General features: G+C 69.8%; 15 protein-coding genes and 2 pseudogenes. 8 read left to right on the forward strand and 9 right to left on the reverse strand.

The window, feature by feature from the left end; genetic code table 11:
• Window positions 1-36: 36 nt before the first annotated feature.
• From Atro_RS18850 to Atro_RS18865, 4 genes and pseudogenes are all read right to left on the reverse strand, one after another.
• Complete coding sequence (locus tag Atro_RS18850) at window positions 37-411, reverse strand: hypothetical protein (RefSeq protein ID WP_497924724.1); 375 nt, start codon at window positions 409-411, stop codon at window positions 37-39.
• Between the two features lie 16 nt (window positions 412-427).
• Window positions 428-1,230, reverse strand: a pseudogene (locus tag Atro_RS18855) (putative RNA methyltransferase).
• Window positions 1,224-2,381 carry a succinyl-diaminopimelate desuccinylase gene (dapE, locus tag Atro_RS18860; protein ID WP_497924726.1) on the reverse strand — a complete coding sequence of 386 codons (1,158 nt, stop codon included), beginning with the start codon at window positions 2,379-2,381 and terminating at the stop codon, window positions 1,224-1,226. Before dapE ends, Atro_RS18855 begins: the two are co-directional and overlap by 7 nt.
• A 127-nt stretch (window positions 2,382-2,508) precedes the next feature.
• Window positions 2,509-5,100 carry a glycosyltransferase gene (locus Atro_RS18865; protein ID WP_497924728.1) on the reverse strand — a complete coding sequence of 864 codons (2,592 nt, stop codon included), beginning with the start codon at window positions 5,098-5,100 and terminating at the stop codon, window positions 2,509-2,511.
• Window positions 5,101-5,350: 250 nt separating this feature from the next.
• Here Atro_RS18865 and tcdA point away from each other — a divergent pair, with 250 nt between their 5' ends.
• From tcdA to Atro_RS18880, 3 genes are all read left to right on the forward strand, one after another.
• On the forward strand, window positions 5,351-6,163 hold the full coding sequence (gene tcdA / locus Atro_RS18870) for a tRNA cyclic N6-threonylcarbamoyladenosine(37) synthase TcdA (protein ID WP_497924730.1): 813 nt from the start codon (window positions 5,351-5,353) through the stop codon (window positions 6,161-6,163).
• A 98-nt stretch (window positions 6,164-6,261) separates the two neighbouring features.
• A complete protein-coding gene (locus Atro_RS18875) occupies window positions 6,262-7,362 on the forward strand; it encodes an alpha/beta hydrolase (RefSeq protein WP_497924732.1) in 1,101 nt (366 codons plus the stop codon).
• Window positions 7,347-7,481: a hypothetical protein gene (locus tag Atro_RS18880; protein ID WP_497924734.1), complete on the forward strand. Its 135-nt coding sequence runs from the start codon at window positions 7,347-7,349 to the stop codon at window positions 7,479-7,481. Before Atro_RS18875 ends, Atro_RS18880 begins: the two co-directional genes overlap by 16 nt.
• Before the next feature lie 236 nt (window positions 7,482-7,717).
• Here the strand turns inward: Atro_RS18880 and Atro_RS18885 are convergent, their stop codons facing one another.
• From Atro_RS18885 to Atro_RS18900, 4 genes are all read right to left on the reverse strand, one after another.
• Complete coding sequence (locus Atro_RS18885; RefSeq protein ID WP_497924735.1) at window positions 7,718-8,137, reverse strand: SufE family protein; 420 nt, start codon at window positions 8,135-8,137, stop codon at window positions 7,718-7,720.
• Entirely contained in the window at window positions 8,134-9,339 is a 1,206-nt protein-coding gene (locus Atro_RS18890) for an aminotransferase class V-fold PLP-dependent enzyme (protein WP_497924737.1), read from the reverse strand. Before Atro_RS18890 ends, Atro_RS18885 begins: the two co-directional genes overlap by 4 nt.
• A gap of 153 nt (window positions 9,340-9,492) precedes the next feature.
• Entirely contained in the window at window positions 9,493-10,527 is a 1,035-nt protein-coding gene (gene dapD / locus Atro_RS18895; RefSeq protein WP_497924739.1) for a 2,3,4,5-tetrahydropyridine-2,6-dicarboxylate N-succinyltransferase, read from the reverse strand.
• A gap of 39 nt (window positions 10,528-10,566) precedes the next feature.
• A complete protein-coding gene (locus tag Atro_RS18900; protein WP_497924741.1) occupies window positions 10,567-10,923 on the reverse strand; it encodes an ArsC family reductase in 357 nt (118 codons plus the stop codon).
• A 207-nt stretch (window positions 10,924-11,130) separates the two neighbouring features.
• On the opposite strand from Atro_RS18900, the pseudogene Atro_RS18905 reads away from it, so the two are divergent.
• The 5 genes and pseudogenes from Atro_RS18905 to Atro_RS18925 all read left to right on the forward strand — a co-directional run bounded on the left by Atro_RS18905 (window position 11,131) and on the right by Atro_RS18925 (window position 19,208).
• A pseudogene (locus Atro_RS18905) lies at window positions 11,131-14,804 on the forward strand (ATP-binding protein).
• Window positions 14,805-15,446, forward strand: coding sequence for a hypothetical protein (locus Atro_RS18910; RefSeq protein WP_497924744.1), 642 nt, complete (start codon window positions 14,805-14,807; stop codon window positions 15,444-15,446).
• Window positions 15,443-16,666, forward strand: a complete 1,224-nt coding sequence (locus tag Atro_RS18915; protein ID WP_497924745.1) for a phosphoenolpyruvate carboxylase — start codon at window positions 15,443-15,445, stop codon at window positions 16,664-16,666. Before Atro_RS18910 ends, Atro_RS18915 begins: the two co-directional genes overlap by 4 nt.
• An 11-nt stretch (window positions 16,667-16,677) precedes the next feature.
• Window positions 16,678-17,481 carry a DUF7281 domain-containing protein gene (locus Atro_RS18920; RefSeq protein WP_497924747.1) on the forward strand — a complete coding sequence of 268 codons (804 nt, stop codon included), beginning with the start codon at window positions 16,678-16,680 and terminating at the stop codon, window positions 17,479-17,481.
• 92 nt (window positions 17,482-17,573) lie between these two features.
• Window positions 17,574-19,208, forward strand: a complete 1,635-nt coding sequence (locus Atro_RS18925; protein WP_497924749.1) for a Na+/H+ antiporter — start codon at window positions 17,574-17,576, stop codon at window positions 19,206-19,208.
• Window positions 19,209-19,249: 41 nt separating this feature from the next.
• Here Atro_RS18925 and dapC read toward each other — a convergent pair whose 3' ends face one another.
• Window positions 19,250-20,446: a succinyldiaminopimelate transaminase gene (gene dapC / locus Atro_RS18930; RefSeq protein ID WP_497924751.1), complete on the reverse strand. Its 1,197-nt coding sequence runs from the start codon at window positions 20,444-20,446 to the stop codon at window positions 19,250-19,252.
• Window positions 20,447-20,483 lie beyond the last annotated feature (37 nt).

The raw sequence follows: 20,483 nt of genomic DNA on the forward strand, positions 1-20,483 counted from the left end.
TCCTGGCCCCGGCGCTCGCCGGTGCTCTTTCGGCCCTCACTGGGTCCGCCAGATGAACTCCTGCTCGCCCTCGCCGTTGATCTTGATCCAGCGGTCGGCGGCATCGACGCTTTCCTCTTCCTGCCAGCCCCCCGGCGCACAGCGGATTTCCACGCCCAGTGCGGCGAAGGCGGCGCGGGCGAAGGTCAGATCGTCCTCCCAGGGCGTCTGCTCGCTTTCGATGAACAGGCTGTGCCACTTGCCCACCGCGTTCGGCAGCCAGGTGACGGGCGCGCCGTTGGCGGCCTGGCACTTGAAGGTCTGGCCCTGGCGTCGCCAGGGCGTGCAGGGGCCGATCGTCGTGTTCAGCCAGTCGGTGACTGCCTGCTGATCGCCGTCCTTCAGGTAGATCTCGATGTCGGGTTGGCGCATGGCGAATTCCTGGCGTCTAACTGCGTTCGATCCAATCGTAGCGTATGGCAATGGTGACCTCTAAGGGCGCGGCGATCACCGCGGCGCGGCGCTCGGCGCTGGCACGCCAGCCGTGCGGGGTCATCGCCAGCAGGTCGGCGCGGTCCTCGGCCCTGTCCAGCCGCAGCCGGTAGCTCAGCGTTTCGCTGTGCGCCAGATGCAGGCCCGGCGGAATCAGCGATAGGTGCTTGGCGTCGTCGTATTCGCGCACCTCGTCATAGAGCAGGCCACGCAGCTCCAGCAGGTGCTCGCGGGTCGGCCCCATGCGCAGCAGGCCGCCGCCGGGGCCAGCAGGCGGCGGGCTTCCTGCCAATCGAGCGGGCTGAATACGCTGGCCAGCAGTTCGCAGCTGGCATCGGCCAGCGGCACCCGCGCCATGCTCGCCACCAGCCAGGTCAGCTGCGGGGCCCGGCGGCAGGCCCGCTTGACCGCCTCGCGGGAGATGTCCAGGGCGTAGCCGTCGGCCGCGGGCAGGGCCTCGGCCAGTTGCGCCGTGTAGTAGCCTTCGCCGCAGCCGATGTCCAGCCAGCGGCGCGGTGCGCGCGCGGCGGCCAGTTCGGTCAGCCGGCGGGCTGGCGGGGCGTAGTGTCCGCCGTCGAGGAAGCGCCGACGCGCCTCGACCATCGCCTGGTTGTCGCCGGGATCGCGGCTCTTCTTGTGCTGCACCGGCAGCAGGTTCAGATAGCCCTGGCGGGCGCGGTCGAAACGATGCCCGGCGGCGCAGGCGACACCTCGGTCGTCGGCGCTCAGGGCGCCGTTGCAGAGCGGACAGATCAGCATGCCAGCAGCCGCACCAGGGTCTGGTAATAGATTTCGGCGAGCAGGTCCAGGTCGCTGGCCAGGATGCGCTCGTCGACCTGGTGGATGGTGGTGTTGAGCGGACCGAACTCGACTACCTGGGTGCCCAGGGTGGCGATGAAGCGCCCGTCGGAGGTGCCGCCGCTGGTCGAGGGCGTGGTGTTCCGGCCGGTCACCGCACGGATGCTGGCCGACACGGCATCGAGCAGCTCGCCCGGTTCGGTGAGGAACGGCAGGCCGGACAGCGCCCAGTCGATCTGCCAGTCCAGGCCGTGGCGGTCGAGGATCGCCGCGACGCGCTGCTTGAGGCTTTCCTCCGTGGATTCGGTAGAGAAGCGGAAGTTGAACAGCACCTGCAACTCGCCGGGGATCACGTTGGTGGCACCGGTGCCGGCCTGGATGTTGGAGATCTGGAAGCTGGTCGGCGGGAAGAAGGCGTTGCCGTCGTCCCAATGCTCGGCGGCCAGCTCGGCGAGCGCCGGCGCGGCCAGGTGGATCGGGTTCCTGGCCAGCTGCGGATAGGCCACGTGGCCCTGCTTGCCGCGCACCGTCAGGGTCGCGCCGAGCGAGCCGCGCCGGCCGTTCTTCACCGTGTCGCCGAGCGCCTGGCTGCTCGATGGCTCGCCGACGATGCACCAGTCGAGGCGCTCGCCGCGCGCGCGCAGACGCTCGACCACTGCCTGGGTGCCGTGCAGCGCCGGGCCTTCCTCGTCGCTGGTGATCAGGAAGGCGATCGCCCCCCGGTGGCGCGGGTGATCGGCGACGAAGCGCTCGACCGCGACCACCATGGCCGCCAGGCTGCCTTTCATGTCCGCCGCACCGCGTCCGCGGAGCATGCCGTGCTCGTCGATGCTGGCGGCGAAGGGCGGGGTCTGCCAGGCCTCGTGCGGGCCGGTCGGCACCACGTCGGTGTGGCCGGCGAAGCACAGCACCGGGCCCTCGCCGGTGCCGCCGTCGCGCCGCGCCCAGAAGTTCTCCACTTCCTCGACGGGCATCGGCTCCAGGGCGAAGCCGACGGCGCCCAGGCGGGCCATCATCAGCGCCTGACAGCCTTCGTCCCGCGGCGTGACCGAGGGGCGGTTGATCAGTTCGCAGGCGAGCGCCAGGGTGGGAGAGAGGGCTGAGGCGGTCATTGCGGCTCCGGAGCGACGGAAAAAGGGCGTCATTTTAAGACAAAAGCCGCTGACGGGCTGCAGCGGCTTTGAGGGATGAGAGAAGGCCGCATCGCCGCCGGGGAGTCCCCGGCAGCGATGCCCGGCCTCAGGCGGCCTCGGCGAGCGGGGCTTCCTGGACTTTCTTCGGCAGCGACGACAGCAGGGCCATGATCAGCGCCGCCAGGTAGGGCAGCGACTGGATCAGCAGGACCGCCACCCAGAAGATCACGTCGTTGCTCGGGAAGCCCTGCACCAGGGCGATGCCGGCGGCCGCGCCCCACAGCACGAGCATGATCACGACCTCCTCGCGGGCCTCCGCCAGCGCCACCAGGAAGCCGTGGCTGGTCGCCATCTTCGGCGTGCGGAAGAACGGGATGCTGCTGGTGAAGAAGCCGTAGAGCACCGCCTTGGCGATGGTGTGCGACAGCGCCAGGCCGGCGATCGCGGCGTAGAAGGCATCTTTGAGGTTGACGCCCACCGCGCGGCGGTAGAGGAACAGGATCTTCGCGACCTTGAAGAAGAACAGCGCCAGCGGCGGGATGGCGAAGATCATCAGCGGCGGGTCGACCCGGTGCGGCACGATGATCATCGCCGCCGACCAGAGCAGGGCGCCGAGGGTGAAGAAGATGTTCAGCCCGTCGGCGATCCACGGCAGCCAGCCGGCCAGGAAGTGGTAGCGCTGGCCGCGGGTCAGCTCGGTGTCCTTGCCCCACAGCAGGCTGCGGGTATGGCGCTTCATGATCTGGATGGCGCCGTAGGCCCAGCGGAAACGCTGCTTCTTGAAGTCGATGAAGGTGTCGGGCATCAGGCCCTTGCCGTAGCTGCGTTCCGAGTAGGCCGCCGAGAGCCCCTTCTCGAACACCCGCAGGCCCAGTTCGGCGTCCTCGGTGATGCACCAGTCGGCCCAGCCCAGCTCGTCCAGCACCGAGCGTCGGGTCATGGTCATGGTGCCGTGCTGGATGATCGCGTCGCGGTCGTTGCGGGTGATCATGCCGATGTGGAAGAAGCCCTTGTATTCCGCGTAGCAGAGCTTCTTGAAGGCGCTTTCCCTGTCGTCGCGATAGTCCTGCGGCGACTGCACCACGGCGATCTTCGGATCGGCGAAGTGCGGCACCATGTGCTTGAGCCAGTCGCGCTCGACGCAGTAGTCGGAGTCGATCACCGCGATCACCTCGGCGTCCGGCGCGGTGTGCTGCATCACGTAGTTCAGCGCGCCGCCCTTGAAGCCGGCCAGCGGTGCGACGTGGAAGAACTTGAAGCGCGGGCCGAGGCGCGCGCAGTGCTCCTCGAGGGGCTGCCAGACCGCCGGGTCCTTGGTGTTGTTGTCGATCACCAGCACCTCGAAGTCCGGATAGTCCAGATGCGAGAGGGCGTCGAGGGTCTGCTTGACCATCTCCGGCGGCTCGTTGTAGCAGGGTACGTGGATCGACACCTTGGGCCGGTAGGCCTCGTCGCCGGTGACCGCCGGGAACGGCCGACGGCGTTTGAGCGTCCACACCGTCTCGGCCAGTTCGTGGGCCTCGGTGAGCAGCACGATGAACACGCCGAGGGCGCCGAGGGCGAGGAGGAAGCCGACGGTGAGGCTGAACCAGGTGCTGTACTGCTGGCTGTAGTCGTAGGCGATCCATACCAGGATCGAGCCGCAGGCGAAGGCGACGAAGGTCAGGAAGGTGCGGCCGCGCTGGCGCAGTGCGCTGCTGTCGATCAGCAGCAGGGCCAGGGCCAGCACGGCGAGGACCACCGAGCCGATGGCCAGCAGGCGCCACTGGGGAATGGCCACCACCGGTCCCTCGAAGGCGAACTTGGGCTGGCGCTCGAAGTTATAGACGCCCCAGTAGGCGCCCACCGAGCCTTCGTCGTCGATTTTCCAGGGCTGATCGAAGGCCTCGATGACGAAGTAGTTGTAGCCCTGGGCGTTGAGGGTGTTGACCAGGGTGCGCAGGTAGACCGCCTGGTCGGCCTGCGAGGCCTCGGCGCCGCCGCGGGTGCGGCCGTTGCTCGGCCAGCCGACTTCCGAGAGCAGCAGCGGCTTTCTCGGGAACAGCTTCTTCAGGTCGCGGGCGCGGTCGAGGGTGAACTGGATGGAGTCCTCCATCGGCACGAATTCCCAGTAGGGCAGGATGTGCGCGGCGATCAGGTCGACGTGGCGGCCCAGTTCCGGATATTCCTGCCAGATGTGCCACTGCTCGGAGGTGGTCACCGGCACCTTGACCGCGGCGCGGACCCGGTCGATGTAGGCGATCAGCGCCTCGGGGGTGATCTCGCCGCGGAACAGCGCCTCGTTGCCGACCACCACGCGCACCACGCTGCGCGAGCTCTTGGCCAGTTCGATGGCCTTGGCGATTTCCCGCTCGTTGCGCTCGAGGTCCGCGCTGATCCAGATGCCCAGGGTCACGCGCAGGCCGAACTCCTCGGCCAGACGGGGGATGTCGGCCTGGGTGCCGGACACCGAATAGGTGCGGACGCTGTCGGTCTGCCGACTGAGCAGCTCCAGGTCGGCGCGGATTTCCTCGTCGCTCGGGTAGATGTCTTCCTGGGGGTTCTGCCCCGGACGGAAGGGTGAGAAGGAGTAGCCGGAGATTTGCTCGGGCCAGTCCGGTGCGGTGACCGGCAAATTGTAGAGTGCCCAGAAACCGGTGAAGAGCGCAGCGACTGCCACGACCACCACCAGGTTGAGTCCGAATTTATGCGATGACATGACTGATTCAGGTTCCAAGAGGTGGAGCAGGCGAAGCCGGCGAACGCCGTCGGCGCATCCTACTTTGCCATCCCTGACCTGTATAGCTCCCGCCCGTCCTGCCACGCCACGCCCGGCGCAGCTTGCAGCCCTTTGGCAGCGGCGGGCCGGGCAAGTTCTCCGCAGCGTTCGCGAAGGCTCGGCGAACGGCGAAGGCTTCAATCCCACCTTGCCTGGACCGATAATAACCGCCCGTTCACGAGGTGGCTCAATGATTACAGAGGATCAGCGCTTCGGCGGCATCGCCCGCCTGTACGGCCGCGACGGCCTGGCCCGCCTGGCGGCGGCCCATGTGGCGGTGGTCGGCATCGGCGGGGTCGGTTCCTGGGCGGCGGAGGCCCTGGCGCGCAGCGGGGTCGGCGAGATTTCCCTGTTCGATCTGGACGACGTCTGCATCACCAATACCAATCGTCAGGTGCATGCCCTCGAGGGTGCCGTCGGTCGGCTCAAGGTCGAGGCGATGGCCGAGCGCCTGCGCGCCATCAGTCCCGCCTGCCGGGTGCATGCGGTGGCCGACTTCGTCACCCGCGAAACCATGGCCGAACACATCACCGAAGACCTGGACTTCGTCATCGACTGCATCGACAGCGTGGCGGCCAAGGCGGCGCTGATCGCCTGGTGCAAGCGGCGCAAGATCGGCATCGTCACCACCGGCGGCGCCGGCGGGCAGATCGATCCGACGCAGATCCAGGTCGGCGACCTGAACAAGACCTTCAACGACCCGCTGGCCGCCAAGGTGCGCTCGACCCTGCGCCGCGACTACGGCTTCTCGCGCACCCCGGGACGGAGCTACAGCGTGCCCTGCGTGTTCTCCAGCGAGCAGCTGCGCTATCCCAAGCCGGACGGCACGGTGTGCCAGAGCAAGGGCTTCGTCGGCGAAGGGGTGAAGCTCGACTGCGCCGGCGGCTTCGGCGCGGTGACCATGGTCACCGCCAGCTTCGGCATGGCCGCGGCGGCCAGGGCGGTGGACAAGCTGGTGGCCGGCGCGCGGCGACCGGCAGAGCGGCGCGCGCCTTCCGCCTGAGGGATTCTTTACCCGACGCTTACCCAATCCTGACCCAGCCCTTGCGCCCCGGCTGGCACCATCGACCGCCGTTCCGAAGCATTCCGGAGACCGTGCGAATGTCGAAATCCAGGCTCTTGCGTCTTTCCCTGCCGTTGTTCGTCGGTGCCGCGCTGGCTGCCTGCGCCGGGCGGCCCGAGCCGCCGGGGCCGCCCGGCGAAGGGCTCGAACGCCACCTGGAGGGCGCCTACCGTCCGGCGCTCCGGTTGCCGGTGCGCGGCTGGGATGCCGAATGGCAGGTCGCCGGACAGACGGTCGAGGTCAGCTGGATGGCGCCGGAGCCGGCCCGGGGCGCGCCGCTGATCCTCTACCTGCCGGGACTCGGCGAGGGCAGCCGGGCCGGCGCACAGTGGCGGCGGGCCTGGGCCGAGGCCGGCTACGCGGTGCTCTCGGTGCAGCCGCAGGCCTACGGGCGGGCGGCCTATTCCACTGCCGAGGCGCAGGCCGGGGTGTTCCGCTCCTTGGCGCAGAAAAGCTTCGCCGGCCAGGCCCTGACGGCGCGCATTGCCGTGCTCGATCAGGTGCTGGCGGAACTGCGCAGCCGCGCCCAGGCCGGCGAGCCGAGTCTGGCCGGGGTCGACTGGCAGACCCTGGCGGTGGCCGGTTTCGACCTCGGCGCGCAGACCGCCGCCGCCCTGGCCGGCGAGCGGGCGAGCGGGGAGGCGCCGCCGGCCGGCTGGCAGCCGAAGGCGGCGATCCTGCTCAGCCCCTACGTGTCCGCGGAGGCGGACAGCGAACGCTTCGGGCGTATCGACACGCCGCTGCTGGCGCTCACCGGGCCGCGCGACGAGGACCCCTTCGGCTGGGTGGAGCCGCCGAGCCGCCGCCAGCGGCTCTGGCAGGGGCTGAAGGTGCCCGGCAGCTACCAGCTGATCGCCGCCGAGGCCACTCACCGGCTGCTCGGCGGCTCGTTCGAGGCGATACCGGGGCCGGGCGCCGGGCCCGAAGGCGGACGTCCGGCGGGTGGTCGGCCGGAGAGCGGCGGGGGCCTGGCGGAGGTGGACCTGGCGCCGGCGGCCCCGGAGGCGGTGGCGGCGAGCGAGGCGGGCGCGGCGGCCGTCCCGGCGGCAAGGGGGGCGGCCCGGCCGGGGGCGGCCGGCTGGGGCATGGCCAGGGCATGGAGGAGCGCGTCGATCCGCGCCGGATGGCCAGCCTGCTGAGCCTCAGCCTGGCCTTCCTCGACGCCCGGGTGCGCGACGCCGCGCCGGCGCGCCTGTGGCTGGAGCAGGATGCCGCCCGCTGGCTGGAGGCGACCGGCCGGCTGGAGAGGAAACCATAGGGCCTGTTGAGACTACTACACGGCCGCGACGGAGCCCGTTTTTGCGCGAGGCTAGGCGCGAGACGCGAAGTTTGGTCGTTCCAAATGAGCCGTCGAGCAACGACACATCGCGCAAAAACAGGCCCGTCCCTTCGGGTTGCGCGGCAAATGGCGCCATGCGTCGTTGCGGGACTTGGCAAGGGAACGCCGCCTAGCTTGGCGCCATTTGGCGCAGCAACGCGGTTCGTGAAGTAGTGTCAACAGGCCCTATCCTGGCCGGCCAGCTCGCGCATCCGCTGCAACACGGCGTTCAGGCCGTTGCTGCGCGACGGCGAGAGCTGGCGCGACAGGCCGAGGCGGGCGAACCAGTCGGCCGTATCCACCGCCTGCAGCTCTTTCGCCGTCAGTCCGTCGACCCGCGCCAGCAGCAGCGCCAGCAGGCCGCGCAGCAGGCGCGCATCGCTGCCGGCGCGGAAATGCCAGCGGCCGTCCCGCTGTTCGCCGAGCAGCCAGACCTGGCTCTCGCAGCCCTGTACCCGATGGGACTCGCAGCGATCTGCCTCGCCCAGCGGCTCCAGGCGTTCGCCCCACTGCAGCAGCAGGCGTGCGCGCTGTTCCCAGCCGGGGCACTGGGCGAAGGCCTCCAGAGCCTCGCAGGCGGCGGCGGGCAGGTTCATCGCAGCAGCTCCAGGGCATGTCGAAGGGCGGCGAAGAAGCGCTCCAGATCGTTCCCGTCGCTGTACAGGCCGAGCGACACGCGCAGCGCGCCGGGCAGACCGAGGCGGCGCAGCAGCGGCATGGCGCAGTGCTGGCCGGCGCGCACGGCGATGCCCTGTTCGGCGAGCAGGTGGGACAGGTCGGCGTTGTGCACGCCTTCGATCACGAAGCTGGCCAGCGCGGTGTGCGGCTCGGCGAGCAGGCGCAGGCCGTCGACGGCGCGCAGCCCGGCGAGCAGGCGCGCGTGCAGGGCCGCCTCGTGGGCGGCGACCGCCGCGCCGTCCAGGCTCTGCAGGTAATCCAGCGCGGCGCCGAAGGCGATGGCCGCACCGATCGCCGGGGTGCCGGCCTCGAAACCCAGCGGCGCCGGGCGGAAGTGCGCGGCGTGGTAGTCGGCCTGCTGGACCATCTCGCCGCCGAACTGCCAGTGACGGAGGCGCTCCAGGGCCTGCGGGCGGCCGTAGAGCACGCCGAGGCCCTCCGGGCCGTAGAGCTTGTGCGCGGAGAACACGTAGAAGTCGCAGGCCAGCGCTTGCAGGTCGTGGCGGCCGTGGACCGCGCCCTGGGCGCCGTCGACCACGCTCAGCGCGCCTTGGGCGCGGGCCAGGGCGAGCAGCGCTTCGAGCGGCTGCCAGCGGCCGAGCACGTTGGACAGCTGGCTGACGGCGAGCAGCCGGGTGCGCGGGCCGATCAGCCGTGCGGCCTGCCCTAGGTCGATGTCGCCGGCGCCATCCAGCGGCAGCACCACCAGCTCCAGGCCGCGGCGCTGCGCCAGCTGCTGCCAGGGCAGCAGGTTGGCGTGGTGCTCCAGGGCGCCGACGGCGATCTGCTCGCCTTCGCGGAACAGGTGTTCGAGGCCGTAGGCGAGCAGGTTGATCGACTCGGTGGCGCCGCGGGTGAAGACGATCTGGCCGGCGCTGGCGGCGTTCAGCCAGGCGGCGACCTTGGCCCGCGCCTCCTCGAAGGCGCGCGTGGCGCGTTCGCCGGGGGCGTGCTGGGCGCGGTGCACGTTGGCCGCGCCGCCGGTGTAGTAGCTGAGCAGGGCGTCCAGCACCGCCTGCGGTTTCTGCGCGGTGGCGGCGCTGTCCAGGTAGGTCTGGCCGTCCCGGGCGAAGGCGGCGAAGGCCGGGAAGTCGGCGCGCCAGGGAGAGGGAAGGGACATGGTCGGCGCTGCTGTGATGATGAAGGAAATCGGCAAAATCGCCGGCGATCACTGTTCGGAGTGACGCAGTCCAGTGTAGGAGCGAGCCTGCCCGCGATCCAGGCCGTTCGGGCACATCGCCAGCAAGCCGGCTCCTACGTTCGGACGCGGCGATCAGTTGTGGGCGTGCAGCGCCTCGTTCAGCTCGATGGCCGACTTGTGGGTCTTGCACTCCACCGCGCCGGTCTGCGAGTTGCGGCGGAACAGCAGGTCCGGCTGGCCGGCCAGGTCGCGGGCCTTGACCACCCTGACCAGCTGGTTCTGCTCGTCGAGCAGGTTGACCTTGGTGCCGGCGGTGACGTAGAGGCCGGATTCCACGGTGTTGCGGTCGCCCAGCGGGATGCCGATGCCGGCGTTGGCGCCGATCAGGCAGCCTTCGCCCACGGAGATCACGATGTTGCCGCCGCCGGACAGGGTGCCCATGGTCGAGCAGCCGCCGCCCAGGTCCGAGCCCTTGCCGACGAACACCCCGGCCGAGACGCGGCCTTCGATCATCCCCGGACCTGCGGTGCCGGCGTTGAAGTTGACGAAGCCCTCGTGCATCACCGTGGTGCCCTCGCCGATGTAGGCGCCCAGGCGGATCCGCGCGCTGTCGGCGATGCGCACGCCGGACGGCACCACGTAGTCGGTCATCTTCGGGAACTTGTCCACCGAGAAGACCTCCAGCAGCTCGCCCTTCAGGCGCGCTTCCAGCTGGCGGGCCGGCAGTTCGGCGAGGTCGATGGCGCCCTGGCTGGTCCAGGCCACGTTGGGCAGCAGCGGGAAAATCCCGGCAAGGTTCTGCCCGTGCGGCTTGACCAGCCGGTGGGAGAGCAGGTGCAGCTTGAGGTAGGCCTCCGGGGTGGAGGTCAGGGCGGCGTCCTCGGCCAGCAGGGTGGCGACCAGCGGCTTCTGGGCTTCGGCCAGGCGGGTGAGCAGGGCGGACTGCGCCGGGTCGATGCCCTTCAGCGCCTTGGACAGTTCGGCGGCCTGGTCGGTGTCGAGGGCGATCGCCTGGTTGCCGCCTGCGTAGCCGAGGATCGGCGCGACCGCGGCGACCAGTTCGGCGGCCGGCGCGAGCAGCGGCAGGGCGTAGAAGACTTCCAGCCAGGCGCCCTGGCGGTTCTGGGTGCCGACGCCGAAGGCCAGGCTGAACAGGGTAGTGGACATGCGGGTGTTCCTTGTTGCTGATTCGTGAAGGCGCCGGCCTCAGGCCAGCGCGGCGGAATAGAGGTCCGGCTTGAAGCCGACCAGACTGCGGGCGCCGAGGTCGAGCACCGGGCGCTTGATCATCGACGGCTGGGCGAGCATCAGCTCGATGGCCCTGGCCTGATCAAGATCGGCCTTCTGTGTGTCATCCAGTTTGCGGAAGGTGGTGCCGGCGCGATTGAGCACGACCTGCCAGCCGTGCTCGGCGCACCACTTCTCCAGGCGCGCGCGGTCGATGCCGGCGCTCTTGTAGTCGTGGAAGCGGTAGACGACGCCATGCGCGTCGAGCCAGGCGCGGGCCTTCTTCATGGTGTCGCAGGCCTTGATGCCGTAGAGAACCGGGGTTCCGTCTGTCATCTGGGTATCGTGTGGTCGGGAGGATGGTCGGGAATTATGCCACGCCGAACCCCGGCCGGCGGCAGATTGAATCCGAACGGATTGTTTCGGGGCCGTGTCGAACCGGCGGCGTTGCGGGCGAGGGCCGCCTCTGCGCGAATCCCCGTCAGGCGCTACACTGCCCGCCCCCTTTCGGCTGCCGCCATCACCGTTTTCTCAAGGACCCGCATGCCCAGCCTGAACCGCATCATTCTGATCAACACCCACCTCCAGGGCGTGGTGGAGCTGGTCGTCGACGACCACACCAACATCTGCGGCACCAACGCCTCCGGCAAGACCACCCTGCAGCGGCTGGTGCCGGTGTTCTACGGTGAGTACCCGAGCCGCGTGGTGCCGGCCACCCGCGACAGCTTCGAGCGCTGGTACCTGCCGACCGAGCAGAGCTTCATCGTCTACGAATACCAGCGCATGGACGGCCAGCTCTGCCAGGCGGTGCTGGCCGCCGCCAGCGACGGTCGGGGGGTGGCCTACCGCCTGGTGCAGAAGGGCTTCGAGCTGGACGACTACGTGAAGAGCCGCCAGGGCGACGCCATCGCCTGCCTGAGCATGGAGGAGCTGGGGCGGCGCTTCCGGCAGGCCGGCGTCAACACCACCCGGCTGATCAACACCACCCAGTTCCGCGCCATCGTCCAGAACGACCGCAGCCTGCTCGCCGCCGACGGTCAGCGCGCCGAGCTGCGTGCTTTCGCCCGGCAGTTCTCGCTCTGCGACCCCGAGCACTCCCTGCGCCACATCGAGAAGCTGGCGCGCGCCGTGCATTCCCGGAGGGCAAGATGGAGACCATCAAGTCGATGGTCGCCGCCATCCTCGAGGAGGACGGCGTCAGTCCGCCGGCCACCCACCTCAACCTGCAGCGGGTCGAGGACTGGATTCGCGACAGCCGCCTGATCCAGGGCTTCAACGCCATCCGCCCGGAGTTCGAGCGCCTGGAGCGCGAGTATCAGGACCTGCTGGGCGGCGAGCTGCGTCTGGCCGGCCTGTTGCTCGGCTACCAGGCCGACGAGCCGCGCCTGTTCCAGGCCCAGGAAGAGACCGAGGCATCGATCGAACAGAGCGGCTTCCAGCTCCGCCAGCTGGAGGAGCGCTGGAAGGACCGGCGCGACGCGCTCAACCAGGAGCTGTCCGCTGCCCGCGGCGACATCGGGCGCATCGAGGACGAGCTGGAGCAGATCGAGCGGCAGTACCAGGATTACCTGGACGCCGACATCGAGCAGGCTAAGGCCGATCTCGAGCAGGTCGGCGCCTGGCGCGACGAGATGGCCAACCTCGATGCCCGCCACCGCTTGTTCACCAGCCAGCACCAGGACGTCGAACGCGACTGGCTGGAGCGTCAGCAGGCGATCAAGGACCAGCGCGAGGCGGCGCTGGAGCAACTGCGCGGCCAGGAGGAAGCCCTGCGCGAGGAGCGCGACGAGCGCAAGGCCCGCCAGGACGAGGCGCTGCACGCCCTCGAAAGCGCTTTCGCCGCCCGCCGCCAGGAGGGGCTGGAAGACTTCAGCCGCCGCGAGTACGAGCGCAGGCTCGAGCGCGAGCGCCTCGACCAGCAGAGCCGGAGCCTCGGCTACAGCGAGGAGGAGAACCTCGCCCTGGCGATCCTCGACCGCCGCCTGGAAGAGGCCGACGAGAAGGTCGAGGCCGCCGAGGCCCAGGTTCGCCAGCTGGAAATCCAGGAGCGCGGCCTGCGCGCCCGCCGCGAGGAAGCCCACGGCGCCTTCACGCTGGGCGCACGGCGGCTGGTCGAGCGCCAGGAGCGGCTCGACGAGATCGAGCTGATGCTCTATCCCGGCCAGCACACCCTGCTGGAGTTCCTGCGCCGCGAGCAGCCGGGCTGGGAGAGCCGGCTCGGCAAGGTCATCCATCCGGAGCTGCTCAAACGCGCCAATCTCAAGCCGGCGCTGGCCGGCGACGGCGAGGACAGCCTGTTCGGCGTGCATCTGGACCTGGCCGCCCTCGAAATCCCCGAATACGCCGCCAGCGAGGCCGAGCTGCGCCAGCGCCTGCAACTCGCCCAGGACGCCCTGCAGGATGCCGAGAACCAGCAGAAGGAGGCCGAGGCCCGGCTGGTCGAGGCCAACGACGCGCTGGAGGCGCTGCAGCGGCAACTGGTGGTGGCGCGCAGCGAGGCGCAGAACCGCCGCGACGACCGCCAGCGCCTCAAGGAGGAGCGCCGCGCCCAGAAGGATCGGCTGGACGCCGCGGTGGCCGAGCGGCGCAGCCAGGCACGCCGGCAACTGGTCGAGCTGGATGGCGCGCTCAAGCAACTGGCCGCCGAGCGCGACGCCTGGCTGGACGGGCTGAAAAGCCGCTACGGCGAGGAGCGCCTGGAAACCTCGGCGCACTGGCAGCAGGTGCTCGGCAGCCTGGACAACCAGATCCGCCAGCTCAAGGCCGCCGCCGAGGCGCGCCGCGCCGGCGCCCAGGCCGAGCTGGACGAGTGCGAGCGCTGGTACAGGGCCGAGCTGAAGTCGCGCGGCGTCGACGAGAACGCCATCGTCGAGCTCAAGCGCCAGATGAAGACGCTCGGCGAGCGGATCGTCCGCACCGAGCAGCGCCGCGCCGAGGTGCTGCGCTACGACGAGTGGTACCGGCACAGCTGGCTGGTGCGCAAACCCAAGCTGCAGGGCCAGTTGGGCGACAGCCGCGACCTGGCCGCCGATCTCGAACAGCGGCTGGGCAGCGCCAGCGCCGCCTACAAGGCCGAACGCAGCCAGCTGGAGGAGCTCCGCCGGCAGGCTCTGCAGCTCAAGGGGCAGCTCGACGAGGCGCTGGGCCGCGTCAGGGTGCTGCTGCGCCGCCTGGGCGAACTGAAGCTGCCGCGCGAGGGCAGCCTCGCCGAAGGCGAGCTGGACGAGCGCCTGCGCCTCGGCGAGGAGCTGCTGCAGGCCCGCGAGCGGCAACTCGTCGCCGTCAAGGCCCACGTCGAGCGCTTCGACGGCCTGATCGCCGGGCAGTCCGGTTCCGGCCTGGCGGAGACCTGGGAGCGCAGCCGCGCCGAATGCACCCTGGTCGGCGAGCGCGGCATCCCGACCCTCGACTACCGCCGCCTGGTGCCGCACCTGGCGGAACTGCTCAACACCCTGGTGCCGCAGAAGATCGCCGTGCTGCGCGATCTGGGCAAGAACTTCGGCATCGAACTCAATCACTACTACGAGGTGCTCGCCGACATCGACCGCAAGATCGACACGCAGAGCGCGCGGATCACCCGCGAGGTCAGCGAGGAGCTGTTCCTCGACGGCGTCTCCGACTCGGCGGTGCGCATCCGTTCGCGGATCGGCGAGCTGGAGTTCTGGCCGGAGCTCAAGGCCTTCATCAAGGCCTTCCGCACCTGGCGCGAGGACGGCTACAGCGAACTGCCCGGCGAGGACTACACCGCCAGCATGCGCCGGACGCTGGACATCATCGGCCGCTCGGCGCTCGGCGGCGGCATCGCCGGGCTGCTGGAGATCGAGCTGCGCCTGCGCGAAGGCAACAGCGACCTGGTGATCCGCACCGACCGCCAGCTCAACGAGTCGTCCAGCCACGGCATGGCCTATCTGATCCTCTGCAAGTTCCTCTTGGCCTTCACCCGCCTGCTGCGCGGCGCGGCGCCGGCCGTCGTCCACTGGCCGATCGACGAGCTGGGCACCCTGCACCACAACAACGTGAAGAAGATCTTCGAGGCCTGCAGCAACAACAACATCCGCATCCTCGGCGCCTTCCCCAACCCGGACTCCGAGGTGCTGTCGCTGTTCGCCAACCGCTACATCGTCAACAAGCAGACCCGCCAGTTGCAGGTGGTCAAGCCGCGCCTGGATGTCATCGCCGAGCGTCTGAAAAGCCTGAAGAACGGGGAGGTGGCGTAAATGCTCTCGACCAGGGGACAAGTGATCGAACGCCTGCTCAGGGGCGAGTTCATCTGCCGTACCAGCGACGAGGACGCCTGGCGCTTCCTGAAGACGCCGGCCAATCGCGAGCAGGTCGATGACTACCTGGCCACCCTCAACCGCAGGGTCGCCGCCGTCGGCGGCTCCGGCGAGGGCGACGTGTTCTTCTGCGCCTACCGGCAGCTCGGCGAGGACGAGCGCGGGGTGATCGGCCAGCAGTTCCGCGACGTCTGCGCCGCGCTCTCCCCGCTGGTGGAGTGGCTGGTGCTGGTCCAGGAGGCCGGCGCCCAGGATGCGCCGCTCACCGAGGGCAGCGCGCTGCGTCTCAACGAGCTGCAGAGCATCGTCGAGGACACCCCGGCGTTCCGCGAGCAACTGGCGCGGATCAGCCACTACCGGCTGTTCGGCTCGACCAGCGCCAGCGTTGACGGGCAGATCAAGCAAGTGTTCAAGAAGCTCTGCGAGCTGGGCTACCTGGTGCGTCCCAACCCGGACAAGCAGATCTACCTGGGCACCGGCAAGCTCGACTACCTGTACGAGGTGATCCGTTTCATCGACGAAAGCGAGGGCCTCGACCTCGAGGGCCGCGCGGAAGGCGCCGGCCAGGGTTCGCTGCTATGAGCGGCAGCAACCTGCATCAGGCGGGGGTGCGCTTCCTGCGCCTGCTGGGCCGCCATGCCGAGCCGATCATGGACGCCTACCTGGCCGGCTCGGTGGCGGACCAGGCGCTGGAGCCGGCGGTCGAGGAGCGGCTGGTCAAGGAGGGCATCCTCTACCGGCCCGAGCCCGGCGCCGACCTGCACCTGCGCCGGGCGGTGCGCGCGCTGCTGGAGGAGGCCCTGCGCGACGACCGCAACCGGCAGATCGACGCCAACACCGGCTCCGCCCTGGCCACCTTCAAGACCCTCGCCGCCCACTACAAGGAGGCGCGCCACCAGGGCGACTACGCGGCCGCCGATGCCTACCTGGGCGAGCTGCGCGAGCACGTCTACGCCTTCGGCGAGACGCTGGGCCACGGCATCCGCGTGCTGTGGAGCCGGATCAACAACGAGTTCGGCTATGTCGGCACCCTCAATGCCAAGATCCGCGAGAACGAGCTGGCCCAGGCCCAGGTGAGCGAGCTGCTCGCCGGGCTGGAGCTGATCAGCTTCGAGGAGCTGGCCGAGACCGCCGGCGATCTGCGCGAGCTGCGCCGTCTGCTGGTCACCAGCCTGCAGCGCACGGTCAGCGCCTGTTCCCAGGAGTTGAGCGTCGTCCAAGGCCGTCTGCTCGAACTGCTCGGGCGCTTTCGCCAGATCCGCGGCCGCACCCGCCTGCTCAAGGGCTGGCTGCTGCACATGGAGCAGCAGCCCGACTATCGGGTGGGCAACCACGCCGTCCAGCCGCAGGTGCCGCAGTTGTTCAACCTGGCTTCGGCGATCCTCGCCCCGGCCGCGGCGGACGTCCACAACCCGCTGCAGGAAGAGGTCCTGCTCGCCCTGGTGGCCCAGGCGCGCAGCCTGCAGCCGGCCGAGCGCCTGAGCCAGGCGCCGGGCGAGGCCGGCGAGTTCGTGCTCGGCGCGCACGAGGACTTCGAGGTCGTCGCCAGTCCCATCCGCGCGGCCGTCGAGGCCTACTTCTGTCGGGTCATCGACAGCGGCGAGCGGCTCTCGGCCCTGGAGTACCGGGCGCAGCACGACCTGCCGTGGGAGGCGGAAAGCTGGCTGTACCAGGTGATCGGCGGTTACGAGGGGCTGCCGGAGGAGCAGAAGCGCCATTTCGAGCTGGACCCCATCGGCGAGCCGCATCCGGTCTATTCGGGCAACTTCATCGTGCGGGACGTGCGGCTGTGGCTGGCCTAAGCCGGAGGCACATGCAGGCCGTCCATCGCCTGCTGCGCGAGCGCCTCGACCGGGTCGAGCTGAGTTCGACCTGGAGGCCGATTTACGCGGCCTTCGAGGTGGGCGAGGCGCTGGGCAACTGGCTGCATTTCAACCGGGAACAGCGGGAGGTACTCCGGGAGCTGGCCCGGCGCGCATGGGGCTTCGACCCGCTGGAGGGGATTCCGGACGGCTCGCGCCGGGAGGTGGCCGCCCGGACCGTCGACGAAAAGATCGCTCGCCAGCGTCCCGACGACCGGCACGTACTGGCCAAGGGGCGCCTGCCTGCGCCGCTTCCGTCACTGGGCCCGGAATTGAGTCTGCGCGTGCCGCTGGAGAGCCTGGACCTTGGGGCCGTCGCCTCGGTCGTGGTGATCGAGAACCTCGACAGTTTCGACGACTGGCACGCCTATCCGGCCCCGGTCGGGCTGACCGACAGCCTGGTCCTCTACCGCGGCCATGGCGGCCTCGCCCGCGGCGCGCGCCGCTTGCTGACGGCGCTGCCGGAGCGCTGCGAGGTCACCGTCTTCGCGGATTACGACCCGGCCGGCCTGAGCATCGCTGCCAGCCTGCCGCGTGCCGATACCCTGCTGGCGCCGGCACTGGACGAGCGCCTGCTGGAGAAGGGCAGCCGCGAGCACTTCGTCCGCCAATCCCGGCAGTCCGCTCATCTGGAGGGTATCGAGCTGGACGGCTGGCAAGGCGTGTGGGAGGAGATGAAGGCGTATCGGGTCAGCATCAAGCAGCAGCACATGCTGGCGTTCGGCGCTGTCCTGCGGCAGGTGCCGCGTCGCTGACTCGAAAAGATTTTCACCTCGACCTTCGCGAGGTTTGCCGCTTCGCTTGAGGGAGTAGACTGGGAGCTCTTCCCGGCTGCTCCTTCCCGCGTATGCAACTTCTCTACACCATCCTGATCATGCTGCTGGTCGTCGGCGGCACGCGCATCACTGCGCAGTTCATCCCCGTTCCGCTGCCGCTCATCCAGATCGCCATCGGCGCGCTGCTGGCGCTGCCGGGTTTCGGTCTGCACGTGCGGCTCGATCCCGAGCTGTTCCTGCTGCTGTTCATTCCGCCCCTGCTGTTCGTCGACGGCTGGCGGATGCCCAAGGGCGAGTTCTGGCGGCTGCGCACGCCGATCCTGCTCCTGGCCTTCGGCCTGGTGCTGTTCACCGTGCTCGGCGCCGGTTGGCTGATCCACTTGCTGTTTCCAGGCATTCCGCTGGCGGCGGCCTTCGCCCTGGCGGCGGTGCTGTCGCCCACCGACGCCGTGGCGGTGTCGGCGATCGTCCACGGCCGCCTGCCGCGCACCTTGATGAACATCCTCCAGGGCGAGGCGCTGATGAACGACGCTTCCGGTCTGGTGGCCTTCAAGTTCGCCGTGGCCGCCGTGCTGACCGGAGCCTTCTCGCCCGTCGAGGCCAGTCTGGATTTCGCCGTGGTGGCCCTCGGCGGGCTGGCGGTCGGGGTCGCGCTGAGCTACGCGCTGGGGCGTTTCCGCGCCTGGATGATCGGCCTCGGCTGGGAGGAGCCGGCACCGCATGTGATGTTCATGCTGCTGCTGCCGTTCGCCGCCTATGTGGCGGCCGAGCACCTGGGCGTCTCCGGGATTCTCTCGGCGGTGGCGGCGGGCATGATGCAGAGTCGTCTCGACCTGCTGCCGCGGCAGACCACCACGCGGCTGCTCAACCGCAGCGTCTGGGCGCTGCTGGAGTTCACCTTCAACGGGTTGATCTTCCTGCTCCTCGGCCTGCAGCTGCCGGACATCGTCAAGGCCTCGCTGGAGGAGGGCGAGCCGTTCTGGGCGAGCGCCGAACAGCTGGCGCTCTACGTGGGCCAGGTATACCTGGCGCTGATCGTGCTGCGTTTCGTCTGGACCTGGCTCTACTGGCTGGTGTCCGGCGCGCTGCGCCGCTGGCGCGGTCTGCCGAGCAGCTTCGACGGGCAATCGTCGCTGCGCCTGGCCGCGCTGCTCACCCTGAGCGGGGTACGCGGTGCGGTGACCCTGGCCGGCGTGCTGTCGTTACCCTTGCTGCTGGGCAACGGCGAGGCCTTTCCGCAGCGCGACCTGCTGATCTTCATCGCCGCCGGGGTGATCCTGCTCTCGCTGCTGGTCGCCACTCTCGGCCTGCCGCTGCTGCTGCACGGCCTGCCGGCGGACAACCAGGAGGCGCGCGAGCAGGAGCTGCGGCGCAACCGGGTGAAGACCGTCGAGGCGGCGATCCGTGCCCTGGAGGCGCAGAGCGACGAGCCCGGCCTGAGCCCCGAGGGGATGGCGCTGGCGGCCGAGGTCAAGGCCAAGATCATGGCCGAATACCGCCAGCAGCTGGAACGCGACGGCTCGGGAGAGACGCGGATGCGGCTGCGCCAGATGGATGCGCTGGAGCAGCGCCTGCGTCTGCAGGCGCTGCGTTCCCAGCGTCTGGAACTGTACCGCCTGCGGCATCGCCATCAGGTCGACGACGACCTGCTCGGCGAGATCCTGCGCGAGCTGGACATCAACGAGGCGCGGCTGCACCGCAGTTGAGGGGCGGGGGCGGCGCGCCGGGTGCGCGCCGCCTGTCGGAGTCAGCCGGCGCGGACGAACTCGCGGATGCGCTCGGCGGCTTCCACGCACTCGGCCAGCGGCGCGACCAGGGCCATGCGCACGCGACCGGCACCGGGGTTGAGGCCGTCCACGCTGCGCGACAGGTAGCTGCCCGGCACCACGGTCACGTGCTCGCGGGCGAACAGCTCGCGGGTGAAGGTCGGGTCGTCCGTCGGGGTGCGCGGCCACAGGTAGAAGCTGCCGTCCGGGCGCTTGACGTCGAGCACCGGCTGCAGGATGCCCAGCACCGCGTCGAACTTCTCCCGGTACAGCACGCGGTTGGCGCGCACGTGGACCTCGTCGTTCCAGGCGGCGATGCTGGCCAGCTGGGTCGGCACCGACATGGCGCAGCCGTGGTAGGTGCGGTAGAGCAGGAAGCTCTTGAGGATCTCGGCGTCGCCGGCGACGAAGCCCGAGCGCAGGCCCGGCAGGTTGGAGCGCTTGGACAGGCTGTGGAACACCACGCAGCGGGAAAAATCGCTGCGGCCCAGCTCGGCACAGGCGGTCAGCAGGCCGGGCGGCGGGTTCTGCTCGTCGAAGTACAGCTCGCTGTAGCACTCGTCGGCGGCGATCACGAAGTCGTGCTCGTCGGCCAGGGCGATCAGCCTCTTCAGGGTTTCCAGCGGCACCAGGGCGCCGGTGGGGTTGCCCGGCGAGCAGAGGAACAGCACTTGGCAGCGCTGCCAGACCTCGGCCGGCACCGCGTCGAAGTCGGGATTGAAGCCGTTTTCCTCAAGGCACGGCAGGTAGTGCGGCGCAGCGCCGGCGAGCAGGGCCGCGCCTTCGTAGATCTGGTAGAAGGGGTTGGGGCTGACCACCAGGCCGTTGCTTTCACGGTTCACCACGGTCTGGGTGAAGGCGAACAGCGCCTCGCGGGTGCCGTTGACCGGCAGCACGTGGCGTGCCGGGTCCAACCAGCCGGTCGGCACCCGGAAGCGCCGTTCGCACCAGTGGACGACGGCCTCGCGCAGCGCCGGCAGGCCGAGGGTGGTGGGATAGACCGCGAGCTGTTCGAGATTGGCGCTCAGGGCCTCGGCGACGAAGCTCGGCGAGCGGTGCTTGGGTTCGCCGATGGACAGGGCGATGGCCTTCTTGCCGGCCGGCGGCTGCACGCCGGCGAGCAGCACGCGGAGCTTCTCGAAGGGGTAGGGTTGCAGCAGGTTCAGGGCGTCGTTCATGGGGCTTTCCTGGTGACCGCAGGCAGGCGGCCCGTCC

The sequence above is a fragment of the Azotobacter tropicalis genome (assembly GCF_059739045.1).